This window comes from Bacillus cereus group sp. MYBK195-1 (genome assembly GCF_051916605.1).
GTDB classification, from domain to species: Bacteria; Bacillota; Bacilli; order Bacillales; family Bacillaceae_G; genus Bacillus_A; species Bacillus_A cereus.
In genome coordinates this window covers 44,992-65,250 of record NZ_JBQAGZ010000002.1, presented here as the reverse complement: position 1 = coordinate 65,250, position 20,259 = coordinate 44,992, and the positions used below count along the sequence as shown (strand labels likewise).

Genomic DNA, 20,259 nt, shown 5'->3' with positions numbered 1-20,259 from the left:
AGGATTATCTTAGTTTGACAATCCTTTTAGTAAATAAAGTTCAAATAACTCTGCAATTTTTTCTTTTTCTAGCGGTTCATGATTTTTTTCCCAATCAAAAATAAGCGATACATATAGACGAAGCATAATAAATGCTGTAATTTCTGGATCACATTTGCTAATTTCACCTTTTTCAATCGCAATCTTTAAATACGATTGAATAACAGAAACGATTTCCACATCAACTTGTTGCATAACTTCTTGTACTTCTTTCGTTCCCATATCGCGCTCTTCTTGAATTAATTTAATCATGAGCTGATGTTCTTTTCTAAATTCCAAGATGCTATATAATGCTCTATGTACATTTTCAAAAAATGAAACATCTGAACGAATTGCATTTTCTGCAACTTGCTTCATTTCTGTAATTAAATTAGAAATAATTTCACCAAATAGCTCTTCTTTATTTTTGAAAAAAGTATAAATCGTTCCTTTTCCTACATTCGCTAACTTCGCTACTTGATCCATCGTTGTTGCTTTATAACCGAACGCTGAAAAAGACTTTGTTGCAGCTTCAATAATAGAACGTTTTCGATCTATCGCCACATTGTCACCTCCAAAAATGACCAATTGGATAATATAGTCAATCAGTACATCTTTGATATTACCACACGCTTACATTCTATACAAGTTCTCTTTTTATTATTTCCAGTATAAAAAAATTCCAGTCAGTGTATATCATACTTTCCATAGTTTATCAGAAGAAAAGAGAAAAGGAAAAGATGTTCTAGAGATATACATCTTAAGAACACCTTTTTGCTATTTCAACATAGAAAGCATAATTTTCTCTAATTCTTCTTTATTTACATTCTTATCGAATACTGCTTCTCCTGGGTTCTCTAAACTATGATTAATAATAACGATTTGGTATGCACGATTTTTCCCTTTTGCTGGAACAATCATCTTCATACCTTGTAAATTCCTATCCGAGTTATGAGTCGCATAGAATATTTGATTACCTTCTAATTCGTACTGTTCAATATTTTCTTCTACAACAAATAAAGCATGGAACGGATCTTTACTTTCTCCAAATACTTGTGATTGATAAGTTGTATAGTTTCCTTTTCCGTTTGTATACTCTAATTCTATAATTAACTCGGGTCTTCTCTTAATAAAACAACTTACCTTTTCATCCTTTAGATCGTAGCCTTCAATTGTGTAAGTTGGCTTCTTAATTTGAAAATCTACATGTTCCTGCGCTTCCTTTACCGTGTAATTTAAAGATTCTTCCACTTTGTCATTAAACGGTTTTGATTGATCATAAAGTGCATATAATTTTTCACGATCAGCTTCTGTTAAACGTTCTTCCCTAAAAAATATTGACTCGTAGTCAGAATCTCTCGGAGCACCTTTTTTCTGTATATTAATAATTTCTTTATACAATTTTATGTACTGTTGGAACTCATCTGTTGTTAAAGCCTTTTCAGCTAAATATAAATAATCTGTCTTATTTTCATACACTCTTGCTGAATACCTATATTCTTTTTTTGCATTTTCTTCTGTACCAAACAGCATATCTACAGCATTTTGGAAAGCATCCTTTGACTGCTCTACTTTATCCTTTTGTTTTTCTTTCCCTTCCGTTGCACGTGCGTTGAATAAAGAAAGAGATGCTATAGCAACTATGACAATAACTCCAAGTAAAGAAAGACGATACGATTTCTTTTGGAATTTTTTAATCATAATGATTCTCCTTTTTAGTGATCGTTTATTTCTACTTAAATTTGCTAGGCTTGGTACTTGATAGGAATAGTGTTCTAAAAGGGTAATAATTGTATGACCGTATGCAATTTGTTCCTCTTTATCTATAAAAGTAAGTGCATATGCATCACAGGCTAATTCTTGATCTTCTCGCATACAAAAATAGGCGTACCAAAGAATTGGATTGAACCAATTTAATAGGATTAAACTGTACATAATCCAATTTACAGCTACATCGTTTCTCTTAATATGAGCTAACTCATGGTAAAAGACATATTGTAATTGTTGTTCATTTAATACTTTCATATGTTTTTTTGATAGTAATACTTTCGGGCGAAAGAAACTAAAAACCGTTGGACTTGCAATCTTTCCTGCAAGACGTAATGAAACTGCCTTCTTCATTTTCATAGACTGCTTACAGCGATTAAACACTGTAGTGACCTGTTCGTCCGTAATATCCGGTTGTTTCTTTATGTAAGAATATAAACGTCTATTTGTAAGAAACGTGGTGGCTGCTAATACGATTACCCCAGCTAGCCACACATACAAAGCAAGTTTGTATAAAGAAAATGTAGTCTGTTTTTCCGAACTGACTTTTACTTCCGGTTCGCTAGTTTTTGTCACCATTTTAGAATTTGATTCCAATTCCACTTTTCGGTCGCTTTCTATGTTCACTATATTCTCAGTAGCCGGCATATTTTTTGGAATAACTTCCGATACGCTAGAACTATAAGAAAGTAATGAGTAAATGCTATAAGAGCTATCTGGCGACCACGGTAAAAGGAGTCTTATCATTAATACGATCCACAGCATATATTGCCACCGGGGGGTTAATTTATTTCTAAATAGAACTTTTATACATAAAATAAATCCGACTAATATGCTAGCCATAAGTGACGTTTCTATAAGCCAATCAAAAAAATGAGGAAGGTATACATTTATAAGCGTGTTTATCATTTTTATCGATCCTTCCTCTTATTCTCCTCTGTCTTCTCATCTAAAATGCGTTTTAATTCATTAATATCTTCTGAAGATAATTTCTCCTCTTTTAAGAAATTAACAAGTAATGGCTTAAACGCTGCACCGCAAAAACGTTTTAGTAAAGATTTCGTTTCCACTTGCAAATAATTATCTTGTGATACTAACGGGTAATAAGCGTACATACGCCCTTTATCTTGATGGTAAGAAACAGCTTCCTTTTGCACTAAACGATTAATTAATGTGCGGATTGTTTTCGGTTTCCAGTCCATTGCATCTTCCAGTTCTTCTATAATTTCATTCGCTGTTTGCGGAGAATTCGACCAAAGTACTTTCATAATTTCTAATTCCGCTTCAGATATTTTAGGTAATTGATTTGTCATCGTCTGTTTCACTCCTAAGTATTACATTTGTAATCTACAATTAAGATTACAAATGTAATACTTAATTGTCAACCATATTTTAGAAAAATTAATTTCAGCTAAACCTTACTTCACAACAACAAAATTCCTCTTTTTCAAATAATCAAATAAAAAAACAAGAAAATCTTTACAATTAATAGTAATATAGAAAATAGACAAGTTTATCAAAACAGTGGAGGCTTTTTCAGTCATGATGCGTGCACTTCGTTTAAATATAAAGCAAGCTTTTTGTAGTCGTATTTCTTTAATTATGATGCTTAGTGGATTCGTTCTTATTTGCATTTATCACTATTATTATGTAATTCGTTATTTAGGAAACGCAGCAAATGGTCCTATATCAACAGATTTAAAATGGATTGGATTTCGCGACAATGAAATGGATGTTTATTTATTATTAATGCCAGTTATTGCGAGTTTCCCCTTTAGTACAAGTTACAATTCGGATAAGTCCGATGGTTTTAAACCGTTTGTGAGTAAGGGGATTTCTATATTTCCTTATTCAGTAGCGAAATATATCGTTACTTTTTTTTGCGGAGGATTTCTTTATACACTTCCATTCATCTTATCGTTATTATTTTGCAAATTAACCATTCCAGACGGAACACCTACGATTGGTTCAGGCATCATAAATGCTGATGGAATGTTCGCAAACCTATATTTTGATGCGCCTCTCACTTACATTGCTGTATATATCGGAATTAATTTTTTATTTGCAGGTTTAATGGCCCTTTTAGGACTTGCTGCATCTGTATGGTCACAAAAAGACTATATGGCAATTCTCTTTCCATTTGCAGCCGCCTCCATTCCTTACGTCCTGCTAAATACAATACTTCCTTCAATAGGCGGAGCACCTTTTCATTTATATGATCCGAAACAACCATTGCAAGGCATGTCACCATATATTTTAATGACGCAATGTGCTTTCTTCCTTTTCGTTAGCTTACTTATGTATATACAAGGAGTAAAGCGGGATAGAAAAAAATATAAAAGAAGACTGCAAAAAAGAGAGCGGTGTAGAAAAGCGTTTCAAGTATAATAAAACCCCAATTTCCTTACTATATTGGAAATTAGGGTTTATTTACTATTCACTTATGGCGTACCAGCCAATCCCCATAAAATAACAATCGCTACAAAATAAATTGCTTTAATCGCCACTACTAAACATAATGAAACAATTGCATATTTACTTAATTCTCTCCTTGCACCTATTAAAGTGAAAATAACCGCCAAACTAAATGTTATATAAGAAGCTGCTGTATGTATTAAGTTATACGTAATATCTAGATTGCTTGTAAGTCCTGTTATATCAGCTACAAACTGAAGCATGATGATCGTACTAAAAAAAATTGCAAACTGATTCATTACCTTTCCATTTATTTGTAACTGCATTGTTTTCCTCCTTTTTAAAAACTAAATATTCAATCAATTTTATCATTAGATTACAAAAAAAGGAATCATCTCTTTATACTATTCTATAACGATGCAAAAAAAAGAACGCTTAGTCACCTAAGCGTTCCCCACTTTAAGAAGCCTTCTTCAAATCAATTTGAGCAAGTACTGGGTCGTGGTCACTTACACGTCCGTGTTCTTTCATAATGTTTGAGTTTAAGTGTACTGGGTCTACAATTGTGTGCGGTGCGATGTTGTTTGTTACTAAAATATGATCTAACACTTGTGCATTTCCTTCATGAATGTACGTGTAGCGGTTCTCTTTCGGCATTGTGTTTAACATATCTTTTAAGATTGTTCCCTCTAGTGTTTTTAGTGGTTTAGAGAATTCGAAATCGTTCATATCACCTAACACAACAACTGGTGCATTCGTATTCTTTTTCTGAATTCCTTGCACGAAATGATTTACTTCTTGCGCTAACTGAATTCGTTTGTCTTCACTCTTTAATACGAGCGGCTGCACTTTTCCAAATGGCGTTGCATCTCCTAGTTTTGAGTTTAAGTGATTTGCAACGACAACAATGTTTTGTCCTTGGAACATAAATTCTGCCGCTAGCGGTTTACGTGTACTTTCAAACAATGGATTTTCGTCTCCAATACGAACAACATTTTTATCAAGTAACTTCGGTACCGGCGCTAATTTCACACGTGATGGATTATAGAAAAAGCCGACGCGAATATTCGCTCCTGGTGCTCCTCCGTCTTGATTATTGTTTGGAGCGATTTCGACATACTCATACTTCGGTCCACGAATTTCTAGAACTGCATCAATGATACGTTTTGCGCTTAATGACGCATCTGTTGTACCGTCATTAATTGATCCGTTATTATCTTGCATTTCCTCTACACCGATAATATCTGGCATTTTTAAGTTGTATTTAATAGAATACGCTAACGCTTTTACCTTTTCATCTGTTGTTTCTTTTTTATTCGCTGAGAAGTTTTCAATGTTATATGTAGCAACCGTTAACTTATCAAGACGTGGCTGAATATTTGCCCCTACTTGCTTAAATCCACCATCCACTACAGCTGGCAGTTCTGTTATTGGCGAAATACGGAAAGAACCGTAATCATATCCTACTACCCCTGTTATATCTCCAGTGAAAGTATCTCCTACTTTTGCTACATAATCGCGAGGTACTTTTACAGAAAGGCGCTCTGGGTTTAATTGATTTTCATCTAATAGAGGTGTGCCATATTGTGTTACTATTTTATCTCCACCATTTTTTACTGTTACATATAAATTTCCGTTTTTCTGAGGTGTAATAATTTTTGGTGTTGGCATCGTAACACGCATACCTTCTATACTTTCATAGAAGTCGATTGCATCTTCATTTGGATCAAATAAACCAAATGCATCATTATCAATAATCTGGTCCGGGATTTTCACACCGTTTTCCCCAAGTACAATCGGTGCCAGCAAAGATTGATCTTTTGCGATTACAGCAACGCGACTTGCCTTAATTTCTGTAGTGGTTAAGTCTGTTTCAAATCGCTCTGCATATCCTGATCCAACATATTCTTCTACTACTCCATCAACTTGAATAAGATCTCCTACTGCTACATTCGCATCTTTTTTATATACGTACATACCTTCTGAAGTAGCTGGATCATTATCTGGCTGATTATCTTCTATATAAAAGCCGTTTTTATCAAGCGCTGTGACAACGCCTTCCACATTGTTTACTTTCTTCCCGTTGTAAGGAGACATATGTGATTTCCCTTGAATGTCATGAATACGAACCTGTTCATTATTTACGATAATAAATGAAAATGTCGAAATTGCTGAAGAAGTAAGTCCTTCTTTTTCTGCGATTGCTTTCACTACACTATTTTCATTCACTACAATTTGTCCATTATAACGAACACTTTTGTTAGTAGGATTAGAGCCATCTAACGTATAGTAGATTGTTGCGCCTTCTGTATTCGTCGTTAATGTTACCGCTGTTCCTTTAGCAACTTCTCCGCCGTTCGGTGAAGCTACTACATCGCTAACACGGTTCTGGCCTTCACCTTGAAACTTATAAGCTGTCACTGATTTTAGACCTGGGTTACTAAAATATAATTCAAGAGTCCCAGTCAAATTAACTTTCTTCCCGATATTTTCAGGGTGATCTTTTACATTCACTGCCGTTCTCACATCACCTTTTGGCAACTGAACGGGCATGATTTTGTCTGGATTCGTTTCATTTGGCGAATCTGCAATTGCTACGTTTGTATCATCAAACTTAGCTGGATCCTTCGTATATTTAGAAGAACTTTGCGTATATCCGACAATATATCCTTCCACAATCCCCTTCGTTTTCCCTTGCTGCTTAAATACTTGAATTGCTTTTTCTACTGACATAGAAGTAGTTTCTTCTGCTTGTACTAAAGTTCCAGTAAATGAAAGCAATAGTATGAATGATAAAAAGACACTTAACAATTTCTTCACAGCCATTTTCCTCTCTCTATTTCATATTTTCTCAGCATTTCTATCATAACAAATGATTCGTTATATAGAATGATATTTCGACAAATTTTACAAAAGATTTATTTAATTTACACGCTTTCAAACTATAATACAAAATAATAATTTTACACCTTCTACAAATGCACTCTATAATGTTAGAGAGAGAAAACAGAAAATATCGACATTTAATTGGCATGTAAAATGAATTCATTTGAATAGGAGTGATTGGATGGAAGTGCAAACAGAAACATACCGCGCAGCTATGAATGGAACATTAGAACGTCATTTTTCAGATATGATTGCCGTTATACCAACTAGAATTACAATTGAGCAGTTAAAACAGCGACTAGAAACTATCGCTACTAAAGTTGATGATTTAAAAATTGTTTATAGTGATGAGACAAGCCTTATTGTTGAATTACATATGGGTGAAACAGTCATACCGTATGAACTGCATATTGATGAGGCGAGCGATCCAGAAGGATATAAAATGTACAATAGACAAGATTCTACAATCGTAGATCGTAATTTTGAAGATGCAGCTTTCGGCACTGAAATTTTCAATCGTACGCTATTTGTAGGCGATGTACTGGACTGCTTTTTCCAGCAGTTACAGTTCTTATGGAATCTCGCCCCAGATTTGTTATTTGTAATCGATTCAAGTGCAGCAATGAAAGTGATATCTAGAAGCTATATTGAATATCACGTTGAAAATGAATTATTACCTGACATTCCTGACTTATACGTTATTCATTCCGTTTATGAAGACGATAAAGACGGTGAGCCTACGCAATATTGGTTTCATACACATGGTCTTTTAAGAGCAGGCGTAACTGAAATAGAGTTAATTATTCCAAATCGCATTTCTTCCTACTACGGCATTAGCGATCTCTTTCAAACATTTGCTAATAATGCCGTTGAGAATGGACAAGTCCCTATGAATGAGCCTATCGTTATCGCACATAGTCAGCAAGGTTCTATACATACAGTCGCTGTTCCGTGGGAAAAAGGATTATCTTATATAGGGCATAAAACGAGTATGGACCAATTATCTTCAATCGAGGATGAAGAAGTGAAACTACAACCAATAGATGCACAAAATACATTCTTAGGCGGAATGGATGCCCGAGATGAATACCATCAATCTCCATCCGTTCTCTTATTCAAATTTAATACTTCAGAAGAATATATTGAAAGTTTTTTCAAAGAACACGAGGAAGCTACAGGGCTCATGTTCTATAAAACAAATAGTGAAACCGATCGTATGGCTTACAATGCGAAAAATACTTTCGGGTATTTCAGCAACATTTTTCACATTGAACAATCAAATGAAGATTTTCGTTTCCTTGCTAAGTTTGGTGTCTCCTACGAAGAAGGAAAAAGTGAACATATGTGGTTTGAAATGCAAAACGTTACGGAAGATTTCATTCAAGGAATACTTATTAATGAACCATATTTTATAAAAGATATGAGTGAAGGAAATAGTTATCATTTAGATTTTGATAACTTAACAGAGTGGGTTATTTATGCAGGAGATGCTGTTATAAAGCCAAATAACTTATATATGTTTATTGGCGAATAAGTATTTTATATAACAAACGAAACGCCTTCAATATGATTGAAGGCGTTTCGTTTATTGTGCGATTAATTCAGCATCTATTACTTTCTCCAAATGAGATAATACACGCTTTGCAGCTTCCTCACCTTGATTAATACAGTCTGGAAGTCCAGCGCCAGCATAGGAGCTACCTGCCAAGTATATACCTGGCAACTCTTTCTCCATAAATGTTGTGAGCTGTTTCATTCGCTCGTTATGGCCTACTGTATATTGAGGCATCGCTTCTTTCCAGCGACTTACGATTGTAAACTCTGGATCCTCTGTAATATCCATCGTCTTTCGTAAATCTTCTAGTACGAGCTGAACGAGTTCTTCTTCAGTTTGTTCTACAACCGCTTCATCACCAGCACGCCCAACGTAACAGCGAAGGAGTGTTTTTCCTTCTGGCGTTGTATGCGGCCATTTTTTATGCGTCCACGTACATGCTGTAATCGTGTAATCGCTATTTCGTGATACGACAAATCCTGTACCATTAATATCACGCTGGATTGCGGATTTTGGGAAAGCAAGTGCGACATTGGCAACGGATGTGGATGGAATATTACGGAAGAAACGAAACTGCTTGTACTGAGCAAACATGGACGGCAATACTTTATGCGAAGTTGCCACTACGATGGCGTCCGCTTCTATTTCTTTTCCGTTACTAAGAGTAATCGTATAACCATCACCCTGTTTTGCAACTTTTTCAATGCGAGTTCCCTTTATTATCGTACCTTCATGCATCTTTACTTCGAGAGATTTTACGATAGATTCTAAACCTGTTTTCACTGTTTGGAAGATTCCCTTTTTCGGTTCAGCTTTCTCTTTTTTCGGAGCGAGCGTACGCATACCGAGCGAAATACTACGATGTTTCTGCTCAATCTGATACATTTGCGGGAATGTTGACATTAAGCTCATTTCATCAATATCCCCTGCATAAATACCCGATAGTAACGGTTCTATTAAGTTTTCAACCACTTCGTTTCCAAGACGATGTCTGAAAAATTGTCCGAGTGATTGGTCAGATACTGGCTTTGATCTCGGCATTAACAGATCAAAACCAGCTCTTAATTTACCAATTGGGGAGAATAACCCGGAAAATAGAAACGGAGTAATTTGCGTTGGAATTCCCATCATTGATCCGCTCGGCATTTTATGTAACCGATTTTTTACGAGGATAAATGATTGACCAGTCGTATTTTCTACAATTTCATCGCCAAGACCTAATTCTCTCGCTAATCTAGCTGCACTTTCTTTTCTTGCTAAGAAAGAATCCGGTCCGCGCTCAATTGTAAAACCATCTTTTCGAACGGTTTGAATTTTTCCGCCAAGTTTACCCGATGCTTCTATAAGTAATGTATCAATCGGCAAGTTTTTTTCATGAATATTTTTTTGTAAGTTATACATTGCTGTTAATCCAGTGATGCCTCCGCCGACGATCACAACTTTTTTCCTCAAGCAGGCTCCCCCTTTCTTCTTACAGTACAGATTCTTTTTTCTTTAATACAACATCTGTTAAACAATCAATAAATGCGTCCGATGCATTTGGCATTTCTGGACGATAATATTTCGCACCAATTTCATCCGTTACAACTTTACACTCAAAGTCGTTATCATATAAAACTTCTAAATGTTCCGCAACAAATCCAACTGGTGCATATATGAATGAAGTATAACCGTGCTTTTCATTTAGTTCTCTCGTTAAATCTTGTACATCTGGACCAATCCAAGGATCTGGTGTGTTCCCTGCACTTTGCCAGCCTACTGCATAGTTTGCTACTTCCGCTCCGCGCGCGATATAATCCGCTGTTTCATTTAATTGATCTGGATATGGATCGCCCATTGCAATAATTTTCTCTGGTAAACTATGTGCAGATACGATTAATACTGCTTTTTCACGCTCTGCATCTGACATACCGTTATATATACCTTTCACTGCATCAACCCAGTACTGGATGAATTTCGGCTCTTTATACCAGCTATCAATGCCGTGAATTGTTAAGTTTCCAAGTTTCTCAGCTTCTTCTTGTGCTCGTCCAACGTATGATTTCACGCTAAACGTAGAATAGTGAGGTGCAAGAACAAGTGCGATTGCATCTTGTATTCCGTCGTTATGCATATCTTTGACCGCATCTTCAATAAACGGTTCAATATGTTTTAAGCCAAGATACATATGGTACTCTACTTCATCTTGTACTTCATTTAAACGCTTCTCTAACTTCTTAGCTTGCTCTAATGTAATAGTAGCTAAAGGAGAAATACCACCAATTGCACGGTAACGCTCTGTTAAATCTTCTAGCATTTCAGGACTTGGCTTTCTTCCTCTGCGAATATGTGTATAGTAACGTTCAATATCTTCTTCTTTATATGGCGTTCCGTATGCCATTACAAGCAAACCAATTTTCTTTTTCATACAGCAATTCTCCTTTACTTCGCTAACTGCCCTTTAGAGTATTCATGAATAAATGTAGTTAAACGTTTTAATGTATCCGGATTTACTTCTGGGAATACACCGTGACCTAAGTTAAAGATATAACCCGGCTGTTTCATCCCTTGATCTAAAATACCTTTTACATGTTCTTCAATAACAGACCATGGCGCAAGTAAGAATGAAGGGTCCATATTACCTTGTACCGCCTTATGAACGCCACGTGCACGTGCTTCTTCAATCGGTAAGCGCCAGTCTAAGCCGACTACATCAAGCGATAAGTCGTGCCACTCATTCACTAAGTGTGCAGCTCCTACGCCGTGCATAATCATCGGTACACCCATCTTACGAACTTCTGCAAAAATACGCTCCATTGCTGGTTTAATAAATACGCGATAATCTGCTACATTTACTGTTCCAACCCAAGAATCGAAAATTTGAACTGCTTTTGCTCCTGCGTTTATTTGCGCTTTTAAATATGTAATAACCATATCTGCTAGTTTATCCATTAAAGCGAACCAAGCTTTTGGCTCTGCATACATGAACGCTTTCGTATTATGGTAGTTACGAGATGGACCGCCTTCAATCATATAGCTCGCTAATGTAAATGGAGCTCCTGAAAAACCGATTAACGGTACGTCTAACATTTCTGTCGTTAACAAACGAATTGTATCTAGTATGTACGGTACGTCATCTTCTGGATTGATTTCCCCTAGTTTTTCTACGTCTTGTAAAGAACGGATTGGATTATCAATAACTGGGCCAATACCTGATTTAATTTCTACATCCACACCAATTGCAGGTAGTGGTGACATAATATCTTTATAAAGAATTGCTGCGTCTACGTTATACTGATCAACCGGCAATTTTGTAACGTAAGCACATAACTCTGGATTATGTGTAATTTCAAATAAAGAATACTTTTCTTTAATCTTTCTATATTCCGGCTGTGAACGACCTGCTTGACGCATATACCATGCTGGTACATAATCGGTACGTTCCCCCCTACATGCTTTTAAAAATGTCTCATTTATAGTTCTTACCAAGACCCTTGCTCCCTTCCTTACCAATGCTTCGAATACGTTCGATATTTATCTTTTTTTACTATACAGCTTGTAAAAACAAAATGCATAATATTATGTACGTTGTTCATTAAATTGACACAAACATTCTTAAAAACGCTTACTATTTTCACAACATTCTTATTATAACACAGAGAAAAACTATGGTTTAGCTACTTTTGACTTTTCTCCTTCACGATTCGTTTGTGTATTATATGGTACAACGTAAAAGCTCGGTTTTGAAAATATGTTAACGAACTTTTCCTCATATTCCCCAGCACCATTTACAGTGCTAACATGTGTATGAATTCCGTTCTCCACTCTATAGATTCGGTACATAATTCTGTTATCTGGAAGTGGCGTCCAACTTAATTTTGCTTTAAATAAACCGAAAGGGCTAAATGATAGTTTCATTTTTACATCTTCAATTTTGCGCAGTCGAATCGGAGCGCCGATTGTTTCCACACCTTCAGGCTTCATAAACTTCTCTTTATGTTCTACATTAGCCTTCGTTAAAATTTTCTTAAACAATTTTGTCGCAGATGCACTTTCTCCTTGCAACTGATGCTCCTTATCCGTACGATCATAACCAATCCAAACAGCGCCTACTAAGTTAGGTGTATAGCCGACGAACCACATATCTCTTGCTCCCTTATCGTCATTTGGCAATGAAGTTGTACCCGTTTTTCCAGCTAACGCACCGTTATATACACCAGCTCTCGCTGTTCCTTCCTTCACAACTCCTTCTAACATTTTCGTCATATACCATGCTGTCTGCTTCGAGAAGATTTTCGTCTCTACTTTTGGAGATTCCCCAATGACTGCACCGTGTCTGTTTAATACTTTATCAATAACGTGCGGCTCAATAATATTTCCATTTGCTAAAAATGAACGATACATTTTTACAAGATCAAATGTTGAAACGCCATTTTTTAGTCCCCCAAGCGCTGTACTTAAACCAGCATCTGCAATATGGACATTTCCTTTTTCTAAATATTGCTTTCCTTCTTCTACCCCTAACTCATTTAATAAAGAAACTGCCGGTACGTTTGCCGACTCTAAAATCGCATCATACATCGTCATTTCTTTTGAATACTCATGATTATAATTTCGAGGTTCATACCCTTCAAAAGAATTTCTTTCATTTGTTAATAAAGAATACGGATTATACTTTTTCGTTTCTAGTGCTGGTGCATAAACGAGAAGTGGTTTTAAAACAGATCCGGGCTGCCTTTTGGCAAAAACACGATTAAATCCTCTCGGGACGTACTTTCTTCCCCCAATCGCCGCTTTAATCCCTCCCGTACGATTATCCATTAATAAGAAAGCACCTTGCGCCCCTTCTTCTTTCCCAGGAAAATTCCTTGCATCTTGAAACTGGTTATATGCTACCTTTTGAATCTTTTCATCCATAGGTACGACAAACGTATATCCTCCGCGAAGTACTTCTTGATGAGACAACCCGTATAAACGAGCGGCTTCATCTATGACCATATCAATATACGGCATATATGCAAGCTCATTTTCGTCTAAGTTTTTATATAAAGCAATCGTCTTTCCTTGATAACGAACGCTATCTTCGGCAGTCAAATAGCCTTGTTTATGCATAAGTGACAATACTAGATCGCGGCGTTCCTTACTCTTCTCTGCAGAATAGTACGGTGAATATCCGTTTGGTGACTTCGGAAGGCCTGCAAGCATTGCCCCTTCCTCTACTGTTAAATCCTCAACATTTTTATTAAAATATAACTTTGCTGCCGCTTGAATACCGTAAGCCCCATGACCAAAATAAATATGATTCATATACATTTCAAGAATTTGTTGCTTCGTATATTTTTGCTCTAATTGAAGAGAAATTGCGACTTCCTTCAATTTGCGCGTAAATGTTTTTTCACGAGTTAAAAAGACGTTTTTAGCGAGTTGCTGCGTAATGGTACTACCGCCCTCTACCTTCTCTCTAGCTAACGTATCTTTATAAAGAGCACGGAATATAGACGGATAATCAATCCCTTGATGCTCATAAAAACGAGAATCTTCCACCGCAACAAACGCCTGCTGCACATACTTCGGAATTTGCTCGATCGGTACGAGATCTCTATTTTCTACATATAATTTCGTAATCTCTTTCCCTTTCTGGTCAACAATACGTGATGAAGAGTGGAAAACGAGCTGCTTTTCATCCATCATATAGCCACCAGCTAACACGATAAGTTTATAGAGTACAATCGCTATTACGAACGTTGCGACGCCGCCTAATAAAGTCCACTTTACTTTCTTCATACATCGTCCTTCTTTCCAAATGATGGTACATTTATTATTTGAAAAAGAAGTATCTTTATGTATATAATCTTCGAAGTTTTTTAAGAGAGTTGATATAATAGAAACAAACTAGTAAGGGGGCATTAAAATGAAGGCTATTATTTCATACGAAACACCTCTAGAACAAGCACATTTCACTGCAAAAAATAATGAAAAAGATATGTTTTATAAAGAAAATACAGAAGAATCAGTAGAATCAGCACTTCAATATGACGTACTAGACGCTGTTGGAGAATTTAAAGGACAACCTGGCTACATCGTTTGTAACAACATTTCTGTAACAGACGAAGGTCGCCCAGTATTTGAAAACCGTTTTAAAAACCGCGCAGGCCTTATCGAAAACGAACCAGGATTCCAAGCAATCCGCGTTCTACGCCCATTAAGTAACGATACATATGTCATCTTAACGATGTGGGAAACAGAGCAAAACTTTAAAGATTGGACAGAATCACGTTCATTCGAAAACGCTCATAAAAAACGCCCTGCACAAGCAGAAGGACAAGCTCAGGCTCAGGCGCATCCACATGCGGAACAGCAGAAAAGTATTTTCTCTCGCCCTTCTTTTGTGACTACTTTTGATGTATTAGTTTAATTTTTTTGAGTTTGGAGTTCGGAAACCGCGGTATGTGAAATTATATCGGCGATTTTTCGAATATATCAGCGCAACTCGAATTATATCAGCGTTTTTCTGAATATATCAGCGCAACTCGAATTATATCAGCGATTCTTCGAATATATCGACTTATCGACAAATCATGACACAAAAAGGAAACACCATTACACACCGGTGTTTCCTTTTTCTTTGTACCAATTATATATACGAAGTGAATCTTTTTTTCTCATATGCTTTACTTCATAACCTCGCCCAGCTATCGCTACAAGAGTTGTACATAATTCATCCTTTCTTTGAAAATACGATTGATTATAACCTACTGCTTGAACATGTCTTCTTCGCATTATTCCTGTATATTTCGAAAAATTACGATATACAACCGTTAGTTGATTTTCTCTTAATTCATAACCGCCACTTTTATATCTAGCATACGCAAGTAACGAAAACACGATAAATAACGGTAAAATAAAAAAACGCAATATATTGTTTTAAATATATACTCACGCTAGCAATTAGAACTGTGAGTATGATACTTATTAACCAGCCCATAATGAAATAACGACGCAACGCTGTTTTTGGTAAGTGAGCGATCTCCGCTTCAATTTCATAAGGTAACTCTAAATATGTGAGCAGGTGCTGTACATCTTTTTTCTTCATAAAAGGATGCAGCATCACTTCATTACTTGCTGCTCCAATACTGTGAATTGCTTCCACTTCAACAGCGCAATAACCAAATGGCTGGCGAAGCATACATTCTTTTACAGTAATCGCTTGAATTCGGTGCAATTTTAAGACAAACTCTTTCTTTTCAAATAACCCTTGAACGATACGAATTTCTTCCCCTTTTCGCTCAATTTTAAAGTTTGCATATTTCAACACATATCCAGCCGTGGAAATAATCCATGAAATTGCCATTAAAATTAATGCTATTACAATTAGTTTATAAACACCGTTTCCCATCACATACGCTTCTACTTTACTTGTGAATCCTTCAGGAAGAACAAAATCAAACTTTGTGTAAAGAAGTACCAGTCCAGAAAACACTAGTCCGAACCGACCAGATGTAATCGCTGCTGCTAAAACCTCTTTCGCTGTTAACTGATAAACCGTCTTGCTTTCTTCCTCTTCTATTTCTTCTTTTACAGTAGTTTCTTTCTTATGTAATAAAGAGATTAAATGTTTTGCCTCGTCTTCTTTAATACCAGCCAACATCACTTCTGGTTCACTACCACCACCCGCTACTTCTATATTTAACTTCATAAGCCCAAGCATCTGATAAATGACGTTAGAAGACGTACTAACATTTTGCACACGTTCTTTATTTAAATAACTTTCCTTCTTTACAAAAACACCGTGCTTTATATGTAAAATATTATTCTCAATCCAGTACACTTTAAAATACCATTTAATTGCTGAAAAAATAGCCATGATGAATAAAACAACCAGAAGAAAAAGATAAAATAAATACCAAGGTTCCACTTGTTCATCAGGTTTAAATAAAACAAGAATGATAAGAGGCAACAAACTCGCAACTCTAATACCTAACAATATCGTAATCGGATGTTGCCTCTTATACATCCTTATCACTCACTTTCGCAAGTTCTCCAATTTGTCTTTTTAGCTGTTCTGCTTCTTCTTTCGTTAAACCTGGAATACTATGAGAAGTTGCGGCTGTTGAAATGTGTAATTCTGCTAAATTATACTTTCTCATGATCGGCCCTTGCTCAATCGTTACGTGTTGCACACGGATCATCGGAATAAGTACGCGTTTTACAACGAACATTCCCTTTTGAATCTCAATCTCTTCTTCATTTAATCTGTAACTATAATAGCGCTGACGTAAATTTGGAAACACAAAATAATCAAGGGGAATAAATGTAATAGCTCCTGTTACTAATAGTCCAAACAACCAGCCCCACCAGTTAAAGTTAATCATAAAAAAGAAATACGCAATTACGACTGTTAGTATAACTGCCGTCCCAATTAAAGCGTGCATTCGCCACACTTTCAGCATATTAGAATGAATCTCCCTTTCTAATGGCTGCATCTCATCACTCCAATTCTATAAATTTATTACTTATATATTATCAAAAAATAAGATTTTATATACATTTTTGTAAATTTATAGTCAAATAAAAATATATGAATTAAAAGCATATTAAAGAAACACACACCTCAGTTTTGAAAATTATATATTATACATATGAATTATATTGAACTAAAATAAACCTTACATGATTCATGCAAGGTTTATCGTTTTATACACAATATATTTCATCATTGTTGAGATATACTAGCATCGCTTTCAATTCGCTTTTCTTTTTGGCTCAGTTTTTTATCTTTAGATTTTTTTAATGTTAAAGTCATACCAATAAAAATAAAAAGAATTCCTGTTATTTGCATTAAAGTTGGACGGAATCCAGTAAGTACAGTATCTAATAATATTGCCACTGCCGGATCCAAAAAAACTAATATTGAGATTGTTTTTGTAGATAAATAGCGTAAACTATCAAAAAACAGATAATATACTATCCCTGTGTGAATAAAACCAGTAGCTATAATATATGTCCAATTACTTTGAGTGAGGCCACTAAAAGCATCTAAATCTATAAATGGTATTAAAAGAAATATCCCCAGGAATGTTTGTAAAAATGTCATTGCATACGCACTCATTTTGTTAATCCCTTTACCAAATAAAGTTGTAAATGCATAAAAGAGAGCTGCAAGAAATCCCCATATCATACCTGAAGACATTAATGAACCGACGGAGAAACTTCCATCGATACCAGCAATTAATAAAGCTCCTGCAAAACACACAACTATTGAAATGATAGATATTAATGTTAATTTTTCTTTAAAGACGATACTTCCAATTAACAGTACAATTACTGGTGCAAGATGATAAACCGAGATAGCAATTGTAACTGACATATTTTCAAAGGCTTTAAATAAGAAAACCCAATTAAATACTAAGAAAAAGCCACATATTAAAACTTGAATAACTTCTTTTCGTTCCCATTTATCTTGTTTATATTGCCCTGTAAGCAACCAGCATACACTTAAAAATATTGTCGCAAAAATACACCTTACAAACACTAATTCAAACGAAGGTAAGTTTGTTTGAACTGAAAAAAATCCAACTGATCCAAAGATAACCATTGATGCTATCATCTTTAAAGCCGGTACCGTTTTCTCTTGCTTAAAACTTTTTTGAAGCAAATTAATCCCCCTCCAATAAAAACTCGGTTTATAGTGAGAAAAACACCAGCCTAAAAAAGGACAGGTGCTTTTCCTCAAAAACACTCAATTATAAATTTTTCCCAGCAGTCCAACCACCATCAATTACAAAATTAGAACCAGTAATAAAGCGGGCCTGATCAGAAATCAAGTACTCAATACATGAAACAATATCCTGCGGCACCCCCCAAGTATCTAAAGATTGATTACTTTTTATCATAGACATCAAGGCTGTATTACTAAAGTATTCTTCTGTAAGTTCAGTTCTAATAACACCGGGAGAAATGCTATTTACCCTTATATTTTGCTTTCCAAATTCCATAGCCATCTGTTTAGTCAATCCGATTAAAGCATGCTTTGATGCAACATAAGCAGCTCGCTCTGGTTCAGCCATTAATCCAGAAACCGATGCTATATTCACAATACAACCTTTTATTTTCGATTCACACCATCGCTTAGCTACTTCCCTAGAAAGGATAAATGGGGCTACTAAATTTACATCAATTACTTTTTTAAACATATCATCGGATAAATGTAAAACAGGTGTTATCTCTCGAATACCAGCTGCATTTATTAATATATCAGGAGAAAGCTTTTCTAAATCTAATTGAGTAAAAAGATTATGAATCGCTTCGCTATTACTTAAATCAATTTGCACTACTTTCAAAGGCATATCTGTTTTCATATAATCTATTAAGTTATTATTATTAATATCAAGCGCTATTACATGAAATGATTTTTCTAAAAAGTATTTTATACAAGCATGACCTATACCGCTATTGGCTCCAGAAATCATAATTATTTTATTCTCTCTCATTTTGTCTCCTTATAAGAAAATGTTACTAATAAAATATCACGAAAAGCCTCCGTACTACATTCTGTTCCAAGTGGCGTTACGGCATGGAAGACCTTTTGTCCAAATACTAAAGTTTCTAAAGGCTCCTTCAAACTTATAAACTGATTAATTTCCCGAGGAGAATTAGCTATTAAATTATCTCCACCAATAGCTGTATTACTTAAATTCATAAGGTGTAAAAACACTACTGGTTCATCATCTTTATGTAACCAAATAGGTGAACTAAAAGATGGTCTTTCTTTAGTAGCTTTATATCTTACTTGATGTAAACCTATAATTAAGTCTTTACTTGTATCTATTATATTTGTTTTAAATGCAAATTCAGTATCGAAGCGCACGATATTTTGAATTAAAGGATTACATAAAAAGCTATCATTTATGCTATTGAACTGTCTAACTTTCCCGCCATCATCATAGTTATATTCTTTAGATTGGAAGTAATCATTACTATTATCTAAAATATAATCTGGTGAATCAACATACTTTATATACCTTGAATAAGATCTAGCACGACATTCACCGTATGCATCATCTGCCAAATTATAATAATCTAACTGTGCTTGTGTTAATAAACTATGATTCTCTTCCTCTTGTAAAAAGATTTCATTTGAGATTTCAAGGAATCCTTTAGATTCAAATTCATGTACCTTTTCTTCTATGCTAAAGCCACTCATTTTACTAAGAACAAACGTCATTATAAAAACCTCCACACTATTGTATTTTTCTTTCTCACCCTATGTTAGAAATGCAATACGTAACCGAGATTCTTGCTTAATAAAATTTTAAATTATGATATTCAATTAATACATCAAATGAAATATACGCAACTCATTAAAATTATTTATTAAGCAATATTATATATCCTTTCGGGTATTTTTTCTAATTATCTGAAGATTTATCAACATTAGTCTTAATATTCAAAAATAAAGAAATAGATTTTTCAGAAAGATAAAACTGCGCGTATTGCAATTATTTATGTATATAACTTTTTTAAAAATTATATTTTAAATATAGCTAGTTTTTTATAAATTTTTTGATATAATTACATACGGGAAAAGGGAAGAATTTTGTCTTCCCTTGTGTTTTTATTTGCATCTAGTACTTTTGCTA

16 protein-coding genes and 1 pseudogene are annotated in these 20,259 nt (G+C 35.0%); 3 read left to right on the top strand and 14 right to left on the bottom strand.

All coding sequences use genetic code 11. The annotated features are described in order from the left end of the window. Positions 1 to 9: 9 nt before the first annotated feature. The 3 genes from ACTFRY_RS09935 to ACTFRY_RS09925 form a co-directional block, all read right to left on the bottom strand. Positions 10 to 582: a TetR/AcrR family transcriptional regulator gene (locus ACTFRY_RS09935; RefSeq protein WP_000963378.1), complete on the bottom strand. Its 573-nt coding sequence runs from the start codon at positions 580 to 582 to the stop codon at positions 10 to 12. A 213-nt stretch (positions 583 to 795) separates the two neighbouring features. Further along, positions 796 to 2,694: a M56 family metallopeptidase gene (locus ACTFRY_RS09930; RefSeq protein WP_098616896.1), complete on the bottom strand. Its 1,899-nt coding sequence runs from the start codon at positions 2,692 to 2,694 to the stop codon at positions 796 to 798. A gap of 2 nt (positions 2,695 to 2,696) precedes the next feature. Then, positions 2,697 to 3,098 carry a BlaI/MecI/CopY family transcriptional regulator gene (locus ACTFRY_RS09925; RefSeq protein ID WP_000184503.1) on the bottom strand — a complete coding sequence of 134 codons (402 nt, stop codon included), beginning with the start codon at positions 3,096 to 3,098 and terminating at the stop codon, positions 2,697 to 2,699. 229 nt (positions 3,099 to 3,327) lie between these two features. Here ACTFRY_RS09925 and ACTFRY_RS09920 point away from each other — a divergent pair, with 229 nt between their 5' ends. Then, on the top strand, positions 3,328 to 4,173 hold the full coding sequence (locus ACTFRY_RS09920) for a hypothetical protein (RefSeq protein WP_098581007.1): 846 nt from the start codon (positions 3,328 to 3,330) through the stop codon (positions 4,171 to 4,173). Positions 4,174 to 4,226: 53 nt separating this feature from the next. On the opposite strand, the gene ACTFRY_RS09915 is transcribed toward ACTFRY_RS09920, so the two are convergent. Together ACTFRY_RS09915 and ACTFRY_RS09910 are read right to left on the bottom strand one after the other, a co-directional pair. Beyond that, positions 4,227 to 4,526: a hypothetical protein gene (locus ACTFRY_RS09915; RefSeq protein WP_086410590.1), complete on the bottom strand. Its 300-nt coding sequence runs from the start codon at positions 4,524 to 4,526 to the stop codon at positions 4,227 to 4,229. Positions 4,527 to 4,659: 133 nt separating this feature from the next. Continuing rightward, complete coding sequence (locus ACTFRY_RS09910) at positions 4,660 to 7,026, bottom strand: DUF6359 domain-containing protein (protein WP_098616897.1); 2,367 nt, start codon at positions 7,024 to 7,026, stop codon at positions 4,660 to 4,662. A 241-nt stretch (positions 7,027 to 7,267) separates the two neighbouring features. On the opposite strand from ACTFRY_RS09910, the gene ACTFRY_RS09905 reads away from it, so the two are divergent. Continuing rightward, complete coding sequence (locus ACTFRY_RS09905) at positions 7,268 to 8,620, top strand: DUF4026 domain-containing protein (RefSeq protein ID WP_098616898.1); 1,353 nt, start codon at positions 7,268 to 7,270, stop codon at positions 8,618 to 8,620. Between the two features lie 51 nt (positions 8,621 to 8,671). Here the strand turns inward: ACTFRY_RS09905 and hemY are convergent, their stop codons facing one another. The 4 genes from hemY to ACTFRY_RS09885 form a co-directional block, all read right to left on the bottom strand. Then, entirely contained in the window at positions 8,672 to 10,093 is a 1,422-nt protein-coding gene (gene hemY, locus ACTFRY_RS09900; RefSeq protein WP_098616899.1) for a protoporphyrinogen oxidase, read from the bottom strand. A gap of 19 nt (positions 10,094 to 10,112) precedes the next feature. Beyond that, positions 10,113 to 11,048, bottom strand: a complete 936-nt coding sequence (gene hemH, locus ACTFRY_RS09895) for a ferrochelatase (protein ID WP_000726774.1) — start codon at positions 11,046 to 11,048, stop codon at positions 10,113 to 10,115. A gap of 14 nt (positions 11,049 to 11,062) precedes the next feature. Then, positions 11,063 to 12,109 (bottom strand): uroporphyrinogen decarboxylase, encoded by a 1,047-nt coding sequence (gene hemE, locus ACTFRY_RS09890; protein WP_098616900.1) that lies wholly within the window; start codon positions 12,107 to 12,109, stop codon positions 11,063 to 11,065. Between the two features lie 177 nt (positions 12,110 to 12,286). Beyond that, the gene (locus ACTFRY_RS09885) at positions 12,287 to 14,404 is read right to left on the bottom strand and encodes a transglycosylase domain-containing protein (RefSeq protein WP_098616901.1); all 2,118 of its coding nucleotides are present in this window, start codon (positions 14,402 to 14,404) and stop codon (positions 12,287 to 12,289) included. Between the two features lie 127 nt (positions 14,405 to 14,531). Between ACTFRY_RS09885 and hmoB the strand changes: the two genes are divergently transcribed. Next, the gene (hmoB, locus tag ACTFRY_RS09880; RefSeq protein ID WP_000644084.1) at positions 14,532 to 15,035 is read left to right on the top strand and encodes a heme-degrading monooxygenase HmoB; all 504 of its coding nucleotides are present in this window, start codon (positions 14,532 to 14,534) and stop codon (positions 15,033 to 15,035) included. A 185-nt stretch (positions 15,036 to 15,220) separates the two neighbouring features. On the opposite strand, the pseudogene ACTFRY_RS09875 reads toward hmoB, so the two are convergent. The 5 genes and pseudogenes from ACTFRY_RS09875 to ACTFRY_RS09855 form a co-directional block, all read right to left on the bottom strand. Beyond that, positions 15,221 to 16,634 (bottom strand): annotated as a pseudogene (locus tag ACTFRY_RS09875) (PH domain-containing protein). After that, complete coding sequence (locus ACTFRY_RS09870; RefSeq protein WP_098616902.1) at positions 16,627 to 17,103, bottom strand: PH domain-containing protein; 477 nt, start codon at positions 17,101 to 17,103, stop codon at positions 16,627 to 16,629. The pseudogene ACTFRY_RS09875 and the gene ACTFRY_RS09870 overlap by 8 nt, the downstream one beginning before the upstream one ends. Positions 17,104 to 17,333: 230 nt before the next feature. Beyond that, positions 17,334 to 18,275 carry a DMT family transporter gene (locus ACTFRY_RS09865; protein ID WP_000939630.1) on the bottom strand — a complete coding sequence of 314 codons (942 nt, stop codon included), beginning with the start codon at positions 18,273 to 18,275 and terminating at the stop codon, positions 17,334 to 17,336. Between the two features lie 88 nt (positions 18,276 to 18,363). Then, positions 18,364 to 19,110: an SDR family NAD(P)-dependent oxidoreductase gene (locus ACTFRY_RS09860; RefSeq protein ID WP_001208942.1), complete on the bottom strand. Its 747-nt coding sequence runs from the start codon at positions 19,108 to 19,110 to the stop codon at positions 18,364 to 18,366. Next, positions 19,107 to 19,844, bottom strand: coding sequence for a 2OG-Fe dioxygenase family protein (locus ACTFRY_RS09855; RefSeq protein WP_136986555.1), 738 nt, complete (start codon positions 19,842 to 19,844; stop codon positions 19,107 to 19,109). The genes ACTFRY_RS09860 and ACTFRY_RS09855 overlap by 4 nt, the downstream gene beginning before the upstream one ends. Positions 19,845 to 20,259: the final 415 nt, after the last annotated feature.